Source organism: Citrobacter sp. MGH 55 (assembly GCF_016906145.1).
Classification (GTDB): domain Bacteria; phylum Pseudomonadota; class Gammaproteobacteria; order Enterobacterales; family Enterobacteriaceae; genus Citrobacter_A; species Citrobacter_A amalonaticus.
In genome coordinates, this window is sequence record NZ_CP070239.1 from 3,476,629 (window position 1) to 3,489,373 (window position 12,745).

The 12,745-nt window shown below is 51.9% G+C and carries 9 protein-coding genes; 4 read left to right on the forward strand and 5 right to left on the reverse strand.

The window, feature by feature from the left end; all coding sequences use genetic code 11:
• Positions 1–190: 190 nt before the first annotated feature.
• Positions 191–907 carry a YebC/PmpR family DNA-binding transcriptional regulator gene (locus JTI98_RS14205; RefSeq protein ID WP_043000457.1) on the reverse strand — a complete coding sequence of 239 codons (717 nt, stop codon included), beginning with the start codon at positions 905–907 and terminating at the stop codon, positions 191–193.
• 601 nt (positions 908–1,508) lie between these two features.
• Here JTI98_RS14205 and JTI98_RS14210 point away from each other — a divergent pair.
• A complete protein-coding gene (locus tag JTI98_RS14210) occupies positions 1,509–1,820 on the forward strand; it encodes a hypothetical protein (protein WP_043000459.1) in 312 nt (103 codons plus the stop codon).
• Positions 1,821–2,208: 388 nt separating this feature from the next.
• On the opposite strand, the gene gap is transcribed toward JTI98_RS14210, so the two are convergent.
• The 3 genes from gap to JTI98_RS14225 form a co-directional block, all read right to left on the reverse strand.
• Positions 2,209–3,219: a type I glyceraldehyde-3-phosphate dehydrogenase gene (gene gap / locus JTI98_RS14215; RefSeq protein ID WP_216081402.1), complete on the reverse strand. Its 1,011-nt coding sequence runs from the start codon at positions 3,217–3,219 to the stop codon at positions 2,209–2,211.
• Positions 3,220–3,297: 78 nt separating this feature from the next.
• Positions 3,298–4,278 (reverse strand): GlxA family transcriptional regulator, encoded by a 981-nt coding sequence (locus tag JTI98_RS14220; RefSeq protein WP_043000461.1) that lies wholly within the window; start codon positions 4,276–4,278, stop codon positions 3,298–3,300.
• A gap of 205 nt (positions 4,279–4,483) precedes the next feature.
• Complete coding sequence (locus JTI98_RS14225) at positions 4,484–4,837, reverse strand: helix-turn-helix domain-containing protein (protein ID WP_044263774.1); 354 nt, start codon at positions 4,835–4,837, stop codon at positions 4,484–4,486.
• Positions 4,838–5,173: 336 nt separating this feature from the next.
• Here JTI98_RS14225 and JTI98_RS14230 point away from each other — a divergent pair, with 336 nt between their 5' ends.
• Complete coding sequence (locus JTI98_RS14230) at positions 5,174–6,349, forward strand: efflux RND transporter periplasmic adaptor subunit (protein ID WP_044263763.1); 1,176 nt, start codon at positions 5,174–5,176, stop codon at positions 6,347–6,349.
• 24 nt (positions 6,350–6,373) lie between these two features.
• Complete coding sequence (gene oqxB, locus JTI98_RS14235) at positions 6,374–9,529, forward strand: multidrug efflux RND transporter permease subunit OqxB (protein WP_216081403.1); 3,156 nt, start codon at positions 6,374–6,376, stop codon at positions 9,527–9,529.
• Positions 9,530–9,593: 64 nt separating this feature from the next.
• Here oqxB and JTI98_RS14240 read toward each other — a convergent pair whose 3' ends face one another.
• Positions 9,594–10,073: an Rrf2 family transcriptional regulator gene (locus tag JTI98_RS14240; RefSeq protein WP_044257678.1), complete on the reverse strand. Its 480-nt coding sequence runs from the start codon at positions 10,071–10,073 to the stop codon at positions 9,594–9,596.
• Positions 10,074–10,960: 887 nt separating this feature from the next.
• Between JTI98_RS14240 and JTI98_RS14245 the strand changes: the two genes are divergently transcribed.
• Positions 10,961–12,634, forward strand: coding sequence for a methyl-accepting chemotaxis protein (locus tag JTI98_RS14245; RefSeq protein ID WP_044328840.1), 1,674 nt, complete (start codon positions 10,961–10,963; stop codon positions 12,632–12,634).
• The last annotated feature ends 111 nt before the right edge of the window (positions 12,635–12,745 follow it).

The following is a 12,745-nucleotide window of genomic DNA, read 5'->3' on the forward strand; positions in this document are numbered from 1 at the left end:
TACAAAGGGGACCCATCACGGGTGCCCTTTGTGCGACCTGCAGTCTGGTACCAGGGAGACGGGTCTGTTCTGAACGGTGAGTCCAACGGGTCGATGGACACTATCCCTGATACCTGGCTAAATATGCTTCGTTATAACAACGTGATAAGGTTAAAAACCTGCCATAATGGCAGATTCCTTTCATTCTTAATTAGAGGTTTGCAACGTTATGATAGACTTTTTGAACATCATCGTCATCTTCAAGGGCATTAACAAGACCTTCAAAGATTTCTAAATCTTCTGGTGAAAGTTCAACTTCAGATTGAGCAATCATTTCTAATTCTGTTGTTGAGAATTCAGTAATACCTGCTGCTTTTAGCGCTGCAATTCCTTTGTGAAGGTCTGTAGGTTCAGTATAAATAACGATGTTTCCTTCTTCTTCGGTTACATCGCGAACATCAACTTCAGCTTCAAGCAAAATTTCAAAAATATGGTCAGGGTCTGTTCCTTTAAATACAATCACGCCAGTATTGTCAAACATATAGCTGACAGAACCTGCCGCGCCGATATTGCCGCCTTTTTTATTGAAAATTGTGCGGACATTAGCAATCGTACGGTTAACATTCGACGTTAACGTTTCAGCGATAACCATTGCACCATTGGGGCCAAAGCCTTCATAACGCCCTGGCACGAACGTTTCATCTCCGCCACCTTTGGCTTTATCAATGGCTTTATCAATAACGTGTTTTGGGACCTGTGCTTGTTTTGCACGTTCAATAACGAACTTTAAAGATGTGTTTAATTCTGGGTCTGGTTCACCTTGTTTAGCCGCGGCATAGATTTCTACACCGAACTTTGCATATACGTTAGATGTTGCACCGTCTTTAGCCGTTTTTTTAGCAACAATATTGGCCCATTTACGTCCCACTGGAATAGTCCCCTCGAAAATTTAATCACAAAGCATACAGGTTAATAACCTGCGTGCTTTTCCTCTTACATTATATCATGATATGTAAATTCTCGTCTATGAGAAATAAAAATATCCCATTTCATGGAGTGTTGTTTTAATACTATCAATTGTTAATATTATGGATAAACTATATTCGAAATGTTTCTGGTTCTTTTTCTATTCTTAATAGTTGAACCACAGCAATAATACATACGACAAGAGAAACAAAAGTGATCAACCTGGCAAAATACCTTTTTAAAGGCTTTCGATAACGCATTAACTACACAGCTATCAAAAATGCTGGGTCTGGCATTATGCAGGCCACAAAAGAGATCGGATTCTGCAGGTTGTCATTTCAAATGGCATTCATGCAAGTACCGCCTTCGCCTTATATAACACGTTCACGTTTGCTGTTGGCTCGCAGAGGATAGACTGACTGGTCCTCAGGACTGCTATGAACGATAAACGAAGGTCAGAAGCGCCTGAAAACTCGCTATCAGAAGAAATACTCTTCATTAACTACACCATGAAATACCTGTTGGTGATAAAGTTATATTTCTCATAACAGGAGATAAAACCAATGATTGTAAGAACCTGGCACGGCTGCGTTCCACTTGAACATGCGGATGGTTTTGCTATGCATCTGGAGAAAACAGGAGTAGAGCATTCAAAGAGCATCCCAGGAAACATAGGCGCGTTTGTTCGCAGAGAAACGCAGGGTGGTTGGGAACATTTTTTTCTTGCTACCTACTGGCAGGATCTCCAGTCGGTGAAGGCGTTTGCTGGAGAAAACTATCATGTGGCCGTCACCTACCCGGATGATGAAGAATTTGAACTACTTTCTGATCCTTACGTTTTCCAGCATGTTGTTGAGTCCGTCTCACCCCTTTAATCCCATATCGGGGCAACCTGTCTGTAACCCGGAAGTTGAATAACATCCGTACTAATTACTATCAGCAACGTCCGCTCATGGCACATAGCCGACGTGATATTGATTTCCCCTGGCGACGAGTTTTGCCCAACATTTCAAAGAAAATGTGGGCAGCATGTCGATGGACTACCCTATGCGTTAGCGCATGTTGTTGGCCTGCGATCGTCTGAAAAATACCGAGACATCGTCGTACTGATTGCCAACGCGTCGGATTACGAGTCTGATAGTGCGTTTGGTAAAATCTTTAAACGTCTGATGGGCTGTTCACCCAGATTGCACCGCCAGGTAAGCGGCAGCAATTAAAAATCCACGCCAGGCGTGGATTTTGAGGGAATGCGAGAGCAGGGGATTAGTGTTCACGCCTTGCCATCAACAGTGCCAGGTCGACGAGGCGGTTGGAGAATCCCCATTCATTGTCATACCACGCCAGAATTTTGACCATATTTCCGCCAATCACCAGCGTCGACAGGCCGTCGATAATGGAAGAACGCGGGTCGCCCTGGTAGTCGCTTGAGACGAGTGGTTCATCGCTGTAACCGAGGATCCCTTTCAGTGGTCCCGCTGCGGCGGCTTCACGAAACGCATTATTGACCTCTTCAATCGTCACATCCCGCTCAAGCGTTACGGTTAGATCGACAATGGAAACCACCGGAACCGGTACGCGCAGCGAGTAACCGGTCAAACGACCATCCAGCTCAGGAATGACTTTGCCAAGCGCCTTCGCGGCACCGCTGGAGTAAGGCACAATCGACAGTGTGGCGGCGCGAGCGCCACGAAGGTCTTTTTCTGGCTGGTCATGCAGCGCCTGGCTGTTGGTATAGGCGTGGGTGGTGTTCATCAGACCATGCTTAATACCGAAATGCTGGTGCAGAACCTGCGCGGCAGGTGCCAGACCGTTAGTGGTGCAACTACCGTTGCTGACCACGACGTGTTTATCCGGGGAGTAGAGGCCATCGTTAACGCCCATCACGATGGTTAAATCTTCGTTTTTACCGGGGGCGGAGATAATCACGCGCTTTGCGCCACCGCTGTGGATATGCACCGCTGCTTTGTCGCGGTCAGTGAAGAAGCCGGTTGCTTCAATAACAATATCAACTTCGCTTTGACGCCATGGGATGTTGGCGGGGTCGCGTTCGCTGAACACGGTAATGGGTTTACCGTCAACGACAAGCTGCCCTTCACCGGCGGTGACGTCGGCATCGAGTTTTCCGAGCAGCGAATCGTATTTCAGCAGATGCGCCAGTGTCTTACTGTCTGTCAGATCGTTGATTGCCACAATCTGAATATCCGGGTTACCCAGCGCTGCACGCAGTACGTTGCGTCCGATACGGCCAAAACCGTTAATACCGACCTTTACCATGATCAACTCCTTATCTGTTGTCTCTGAAGGTAATGTAGGTCGGTCATCAGTTGGCGTAAATGACAAAAAAGGATCACTTTACGCCATTTTACGACAGTGAAAGCGCTGACGATATTCTCCCGGCGTGAGCTGGAGCTGTTTTTCAAACAGTCGCCGTAGGTTAATGCTGCTGCCAAATCCCGTTTGTTCAGCGATACGATCCAGCGTCTCGTTGGTCTGCTCCAGACGCTGTCGTGCAGCAGCCAGACGGGCTTCGGCGACGTAACGGGCCGGCGAAGCGCCGGTTTCCCGGGTAAACACGCGGGTGAAATTACGCGGACTCATGGCGACTTTTGCCGCCAGTTTATCCACACTCAGGTCGGCGGTGAGGTTTTCGAGCAGCCAGGCCTGTAGATCGCTAATGGGGCCCTGGGTACTGCTCTGCTGAAGGTTATAGCGGCTAAACTGCAACTGGCCTCCGGGTCGGCGCAGGTACATGACGAAGTCCTGAGCGATGTCGCGTGCCAGACTGAAGCCGTAGTCCTCTTCAACCAGGGCAAGCGTCAGGTCAAAGCCGGAACTGACTCCGCCTGACGTCCAGATGTGTTCGTCCTGAATGTAAAGCGGACCGCCTTCGACGCGCACCTGAGGGAATTCTGCCTGCATGGTTTCCAGTAGCTTCCAGTGGGTGGTGGCTCGTCTGCCGTCCAGCAGACCGGTTTGCGCCAGCAGCATCGCGCCGCCGCAAATGGATGCAATGCGACGGGCATGGGGAGCGGCAAGGCGCAGCCAGTCAACCACTGCAATCCCTTCCTGCGGATTTTGACCTCTGCCGGTGATAATGATGGTATCCAGAGGCTCACGAGGGTCAATTTCATGCAGACGATGATCTGCCAGTAAATTTAAACCGGACTGACCATGGATCACCTGATGCGGTTGAGTTGTTGCTAGCTGCACCTGGTAACAGATGTCCGTAGCACCTTCCGGATGCAGGCGATTGGCCTGCATCAGAATGTCGGCAATACCAGCGGATTCAAACAGCATACCGCCATCGGGGACAATGATGAGTATCTTCTTCATGTCCTGAAAAGTAATCTTTTTACAGAATAAGTCAACAGCACAGACGCAGATGGAAGCGCTCTTATCCCTGCCGCAGAGACTGTCCCGCCTCTGACCGCCAGTAAACGGGCGGTGAGTCGTGACAATAAGCAGCGAAGAGAGGGTCAATCAATTCATCAGGCTGGCGTAGAGGTATTCGCAGTGGCCCTGACCCACGATAGAGGCATTACTGACATTGGCGTTTACTCAACGGGCAACCGGCATTGCGGCGCCATGCGCCGGGAGCCTGACCATACTGACGCTTGAAGCTGCGGTTGAATGACTGCTGAGAGTCAAAGCCCAACGCGATCGCCACGTTCAAAATCGGTTCGTCGCTGTGGGTTAAGCGTTCAACCGATTTTCGCAGCTTTTGCGCGCGAATATACCCGGCGATGGGATAACCCGTATGTTCTTTGAAAATGCGTTGAAGGTGCCATTTCGAATAACCGGCTCGTCTGGAAACGGTGTCGATGTCCAGGCGGTTATCAAGGTTGTTGTCGATCCAGTCGAGTAAATCGTGAATAAATGCGCCAGTGTTCATCTCACTTCCCCCGGGCTGCGTATCAAAAAGCATCTTTATCTGTTGCATTTAAAGGTGGCTCCTTTTGAAAATAATTGCAAGTTTTATTGTTACATTTAAATCCCTACCTGAAACAGGTCTTTTCACATCCGCTCAAATAGCACATAAAGTGCAACAATTATTCTTGCACTTAGTTAAGCGCCTTCCTACAATCGCCGCGATAGTGTATTTGCAACTGTTACAGTTTTGTGGCGATGAACGACACAAATGGCCTTAAGTCAGCTACCGGACAAAGGAGGTGGCGCGGCGTCTCCCGCAGCGTCTTGCCCGGCGGCTACCAATACCGGAATAAAAATAATGAGCCTGCAAAAAACCTGGGGTAATGTTTATCCGAGCGCGCTGGGGGCGATGTTGCTCTCTATGTTGCTTGTCGGATGTGATAACAGCGTCGCGCAAAACGCCGCGCCGCCTGCGCCCGCCGTCAGTGCTGCTGACGTGGTCGTAAAATCCATTAGCCAGTGGGATAGCTTTAACGGTCGGATTGAAGCGGTGGAGAGCGTACAGCTACGCCCCCGCGTCTCTGGTTACATTGATAAAGTGAATTACACCGACGGTCAGGAAGTGAAAAAGGGCGAGGTGCTGTTCACGATTGATGACCGAACCTATCGCGCGGCGCTGGAACAGGCGCAGGCGAACCTGGCAAGAGCTAAAACGCAGGCAAGCCTGGCGCGAAGTGAGGCAAACCGCACCGATAAACTGGTCAACACGAATGTGGTATCCCGCGAAGAGTGGGAGCAGCGCCGTTCGGCTGCCACCCAGGCGCAGGCCGATATTCGCGCTGCCCAGGCGGCGGTTGACGCCGCGCAGCTGAATCTGGACTTCACCAAAGTCACCGCGCCTATTGACGGTCGCGCCAGCCGGGCGCTGATCACCAGCGGGAACCTGGTGACTGCGGGCGACAGCGCCAGCGTCCTCACCACGGTGGTCTCGCAGAAGACGGTTTACGTCTATTTTGACGTGGACGAGTCAACCTATCTCCACTATCAAAATCTGGCCCGCAGCGGGCAGGGGGCATCCAGCCATCACACGGCGCTGCCGGTTGAGATTGGCCTGACGGGCGAGGAGGGCTATCCCCATCAGGGCAAAGTGGACTTCCTGGATAACCAGCTGACGCCGAGTACCGGCACCATCCGTATGCGCGCGCTGCTGGATAACGCGCAGCGTCAGTTCACACCGGGACTTTTTGCCCGCGTACGCCTGCCGGGTAGCGCGGAATTCAAAGCCACGCTGATCGACGACAAAGCGGTGCTGACCGATCAGGATCGTAAGTACGTGTATATCGTGGATAAAGAGGGTAAAGCACAGCGTCGTGATATTACGCCGGGGCGTCTCGCCGCCGGCTTACGCATCGTGCAGCAGGGACTGAACCCTGGCGACAGAGTCATCGTCGAGGGCTTACAAAAAGTGTTTATGCCGGGGATGCCGGTTAACGCCAAAACCGTTGCCATGACCGCCAGCAGCGCCCTCAACTGATCCCTTGACCTGAGAATCCAACCCATGGACTTTTCCCGCTTTTTCATCGACAGGCCGATTTTTGCCGCCGTCCTGTCGATTCTGATTTTTATCACCGGGTTAATCGCCATCCCGCTGCTGCCGGTGAGCGAATATCCTGACGTCGTGCCGCCAAGCGTGCAGGTGCGCGCGGAGTACCCCGGCGCCAACCCGAAAGTGATTGCCGAGACCGTGGCGACGCCGCTGGAAGAGGCGATTAACGGCGTTGAGAACATGATGTACATGAAGTCCGTCGCGGGCTCCGACGGCGTGCTGGTGACCACCGTCACCTTCCGTCCGGGAACCGACCCGGATCAGGCGCAGGTGCAGGTGCAAAACCGCGTCGCGCAGGCCGAAGCGCGTCTGCCGGAAGACGTGCGGCGTTTGGGCATTACCACCCAGAAACAGTCCCCGACGCTGACGCTGGTGGTGCATCTGTTTTCGCCCAACGGTAAGTACGACTCCCTGTATATGCGTAACTACGCCACGCTGAAGGTGAAGGACGAGCTGGCGCGCCTGCCAGGCGTCGGCCAGATCCAGATTTTCGGCTCGGGCGAGTACGCGATGCGCGTCTGGCTGGATCCCAACAAGGTGGCGGCCCGCGGACTGACCGCGTCGGACGTGGTGACGGCGATGCAGGAGCAGAACGTTCAGGTGTCCGCCGGGCAGCTTGGTGCCGAGCCGCTGCCGAAAGAGAGCGATTTCCTGATCTCCATTAACGCCCAGGGCCGTCTGCATACCGAAGAAGAGTTTGGCAATATTGTCCTGAAAACGACGCAGGACGGTACGGTCGTCCGCCTGCGCGACGTGGCGCGTGTCGAAATGGGGTCCGGCAGCTATGCGCTGCGTTCCCAGCTGAACAATAAAGACGCGGTCGGGATTGGTATCTTCCAGTCGCCGGGGGCGAACGCCATTGATTTGTCTAACGAGGTACGCGCGAAAATGGACGAACTGTCCACGCGCTTCCCGGCAGATATGAAGTGGGCGGCACCTTACGATCCAACCGTTTTCGTGCGCGATTCGATCCGTGCAGTGGTGCAAACGCTGCTGGAAGCGGTGGTGCTGGTGGTGCTGGTGGTGATCCTGTTCCTGCAAACCTGGCGCGCGTCGATCATTCCGCTGATCGCGGTGCCGGTTTCGGTGGTGGGTACCTTCAGCATTCTCTACCTGCTAGGCTTCTCGCTGAACACCCTGAGTTTGTTCGGGCTGGTGCTGGCCATTGGTATCGTGGTGGACGACGCCATCGTGGTGGTGGAAAACGTCGAGCGAAACATAGAAGAGGGGCTTGCTCCGCTTGCGGCGGCGCATCAGGCGATGCGCGAAGTGTCCGGGCCGATCATCGCGATTGCGCTGGTGCTGTGCGCGGTGTTTGTGCCGATGGCGTTTCTCTCGGGCGTTACCGGGCAGTTCTACAAGCAGTTTGCGGTGACGATCGCCATTTCCACGGTCATCTCCGCCATTAACTCGCTGACGCTCTCTCCGGCGCTGGCGGCACTGCTGTTAAAACCGCACGGCGCGCCGAAAGATTTCCCGACCCGGCTTATCGATCGTCTGTTCGGCTGGATTTTCCGTCCGTTTAACCGCTTTTTCCACCGCAGCTCGAACGGCTATCAGGGTCTGGTGGGCAAAACGCTGGGACGACGCGGCTCGGTATTTGTGGTGTATCTGCTGCTGCTCTGTGCCGCTGGCGTCATGTTTAAAGCGGTGCCCGGCGGGTTTATTCCGACGCAGGATAAGCTGTACCTGATTGGCGGCGTGAAGATGCCGGAAGGTTCGTCGCTGGCGCGCACCGACGCGGTGATCCGCAAAATGAGCGAAATAGGGATGAATACCGAAGGTGTGGATTACGCGGTGGCGTTCCCGGGGCTGAACGCGCTGCAGTTCACCAATACGCCGAATACCGGGACGGTCTTCTTTGGCCTGAAGCCGTTCGACCAGCGCAAACATACTGCGGCGGAAATAAACGCGGAGATTAACGCGAAAATCGCGCAAATTCAGGAAGGTTTTGGCTTCTCCATTCTGCCGCCGCCGATATTAGGGTTGGGGCAGGGCTCCGGGTATTCGCTGTATATCCAGGATCGCGCAGGTCTGGGTTATGGTGCGCTGCAAAACGCGGTGAATACCATGTCCGGTGCGATTATGCAGACGCCGGGAATGCATTTTCCGATCTCAACTTATCAGGCTAACGTTCCGCAGCTGGACGTGCAGGTCGACCGTGACAAGGCGAAAGCGCAGGGCGTGTCGCTGACCGATCTTTTCGGTACGTTGCAAACCTATCTGGGCTCGTCGTACGTGAATGACTTCAACCAGTTCGGCCGTACCTGGCGCGTGATGGCGCAGGCCGACGGGCAGTTCCGCGACAGCGTTGAAGATATTGCGAATTTACGCACCCGCAATAGTCAGGGCGAAATGGTGCCGATTGGCAGTATGGTGAAAATCACGACCACCTACGGGCCGGATCCGGTAATCCGCTACAACGGCTACCCGGCGGCGGATCTGATTGGCGATGCCGACCCGCGCGTGCTTTCGTCTGCACAGGCGATGACGCAGCTGGACGCGATGTCTAAGCAGATCCTGCCGAACGGGATGAACATTGAATGGACGGATCTGAGCTTCCAGCAGGCGACGCAGGGCAACACGGCGCTGATCGTCTTCCCGGTCGCGGTGCTGCTGGCGTTTCTGGTCCTGGCGGCGCTGTATGAAAGCTGGACGCTGCCGCTGGCGGTGATCCTTATCGTCCCGATGACCATGCTCTCCGCGCTGTTTGGCGTCTGGCTGACCGGTGGCGATAACAACGTGTTCGTGCAGGTGGGACTGGTGGTGCTGATGGGGCTGGCCTGTAAAAACGCCATTCTTATCGTAGAGTTTGCCCGCGAGCTGGAAATTCAGGGCAAAGGCATTATGGAAGCCGCGCTGGAGGCGTGCCGCCTGCGTTTACGTCCGATTGTGATGACCTCCATCGCCTTTATTGCCGGGACTATTCCGCTGATCCTCGGCCACGGCGCGGGCGCAGAAGTGCGCGGCGTCACCGGGATCACGGTCTTCTCCGGGATGCTGGGCGTGACGCTGTTTGGTCTGTTCCTGACGCCGGTGTTTTACGTGACGCTGCGTAAGTTCGTTACGCGCGGTAAACCGATAAGGGATGTTTTGCCGGTTTCTTAAGGAATTGCACATAACAAAAAACCGCCTTCACCGTTAAGGCGGTTTTTTGCAGTTAAGGAAATAATTAATGCGCTTTTTTAGACTGGGTATCAATCTCAGGGACCGGATCGCACCCGCTGGTATCGGCTTTTTTGACCTTCTCCAGCGCGCTTGCCACGGTATGGCGAGCTAATACCTCTAACGAAGCTTGCTCCGCTTCATCGGCGATAGATTTGAAGTACCAGCAAGCGTTGGCGCTGACCACGCAGCGAGCCGGTACGTCAGGACGCGATGCCCATAGCTTTTTATCTTCAATAACAGAAAGGTAGATATCACGCAGGGTGATCTCTTCCGCCGGGCGACCAAGATGAATAGAACCGTTGCGACCAAGCGTTGAGACGATGATACCGTCACGCGTGAGCGGAACCATTAATTTGCGAATAAAGCTCGGATTTGCTTCCAGACCATAGGCCAGAATTGCACTTGTCGAACGTTCACCCGATTGCTCCGCCATCGCTACGCTGAGAACCATCTGCAAAGCTGTCGGGAAGCGGTAATCTAACATTTTATTGTCCTGGGTTGCGGTGAATCTTGTTCTTTTTGGCACCGCGGAGGTGGATAATCAGTAAGCATCAATATAACAAAAACGGTAATTTTTTTGAAGCAGTCAACATTTGACCTGACATGCCAGACGAACAGCCTGGGATCTCAGTCCAGAGAATCAGACACTGAAACGATGTTATCGAACCAAAGGATTGAAACCCTGTTTTACACATTGTTATAAACCCAGGTGATGTCAAATAATTCTGTGCTGAACGTGGTTTGTATTCGTTATAGCCATACTCATATTTAGTGGTGAGTTTCATTGCCTGAACAATATCGCCGAATCCGTGTTCACTTATAACACCAAATGTACGCTATACGTAGGGGGACAAAATATCATCAATTCAGGTCTGTGGAGTAAAAATATCAGTCTATCCTTTCTGAAACTTTCAATGGATTAAAGCCTGTCGTTTAATAATAGTGGTGATTTCTTTTTATCGGCCCACGTTAGTATCAATGTTAACTATTTTTCATGCAATTAATGGAAGTGGGTTGAGGGGGTATCTTTAGATTAATATGGAATCGGTTGTTGTTTTTTTATTCTTTTGTTTCCGGTATGAAATTATGCGATAAAAATTGAGTTGTCTTTTTCAATTAAAAAACAACATGATACGGTTTATTTTACACGCGATTTCCTGTCTCGTTTCACAATGTCAATGTTTTTCTAAGAGAATGGTTACGTTAAAGTCCTCTCCCTTTCTGCCGATAGATACGCTGGCACATGTTTAAAACATGATCAATTTCAATATGTTAGCTTGACTCCGCCCTTAAGTCGAACGCTCCCGGCATTGTTCTGGTTTTTTCAACGGGTGGCAGGGAAAAGGTGACTTTTTTTGTATGAGATAGCAAATGAAAATAAATGATTTTGGTGTTGGTACCCGAATGGGAGTTGGCTTCAGTATTGTTCTCACCCTTGTCGTTATTATGGCTGTAACAGGGATCGTTAAATTAAATGGCATATTGAAAGAAACCCATGCTATTACGGACAGGTTGCTGGTGCTGGAGCGACTCACGGGGGCGTGGGGGGCGGCAATTGACTATAATGGTGCGATGGGGCTATCTGTACTGACTTCCTCTGATGATGGAATTAAAAAATTTGCCCAGTCAAAGATGAAGGTAATGTCAGAGCGGGTGAGTGCCATTCAGAAGGAACTGGCAGAATTAATTGTCTCTGATACGGGTAAGTCACTCCTGGCGACCGTGGGAGATAAAAGAAAGCTGTACATCGATATCCGCAATGAGGCGATTCGCATCAGTGAACAAGGGAATGGTGATGCCACCAATGCATTTATTCGCCAGAAACTCATTCCCGCCATGGAGGTCTATTCCGGCAGCGTAAAAGCACTGGAAAATTACGATAAAGCACAAATTGATGAAGCCAGTGGGTCCATTCAGGAGAATGGCTCGGCGGCAATTCAGGCTCTGATTGTTCTTGGCGTCATCGCTATTGTCGTCGGCAGTCTGTTAGCGTGGTTTATCACACGTGGGATAACTCGCCCATTGCTGTCAGCCGTTAATGTGGCTCGGGAAGTGGCGTCCGGTAATCTGGGTATCGACGTAAAAGTGGAATCCCGAGACCAGCCTGGACAACTGATGCTCTCCCTGAGGGAAATGACAGAGAGTCTGCGTAATACGGTACGCAAGGTTCGTGAAGGGGCCGACAGCATCGCGTTAGCCGCGGCTGAAATTAATAGTGGTAACACCGATCTGGCCTCTCGCACGGAAGAGCAAGCGGCAGGGGTAGAAGAGACTGCCTCGACGCTGGAAGAGCTGACGGCAACTATTAACAATACTGCAGCAAACACGGCGCAGGCGCATCGTTACGTGAGTGAGACAGCCTCTGTCGTGAAACAGAATGGCGCCGTTATGAGTGAAGTGTCTTCCCGGATGCAGGAAATTTACGATTCCTCATCAAAAATGGCGGACATCATCCAGGTTATTGATGGTATAGCCTTCCAGACCAATATTCTGGCGCTGAATGCAGCAGTAGAAGCTGCGCGAGCGGGTGAATCCGGACGTGGTTTTGCTGTGGTGGCTGGAGAAGTCCGAACACTGGCACAACGCAGTGCGTCAGCTGCCCGTGAAATTAAGGAATTGATCGATGATTCTGTCTCCCGTATTGCCTCTGGCCGCAATCTGGTTGAAAAAGCAGATGCTGGCATGATGGGAATTGTTTCCAACGTCCAGAACATGACTCAACTGATTGAGGAAATCGCACAAGCGAGTCGGGAGCAGAGTGATGGGATTGCCCAAATCAACAGTGCGATGGGACAGATTGATACCACCACACAGCAAAATGCCGCGCTCGTTGAAGAGTCAGCTGCAGCTGCCTCTTCAATGCAGGAGCAGTCTCGTGTACTCCAGGATATGGTGAGCGTGTTCAGTCTGAATGAGGAAGGAATACAAGCCGCACACATGACCTCAGAAAAACGTGTTAGTCGCCAGAGGGAGAGGAATAATGGCGAAAAATACGTGGTGTCCAAAAAGATAGCTTCAGAAACAGACAACTGGGAAACGTTCTGAGCACCCTAATACGAAAAATCCACGCAATTGCGTGGATTTTATAGTTTTTTGTGATTCTCATGAGATTCAGCGAAATCTCATGAGACAACAGAAACCAATTAGACGTTAAAG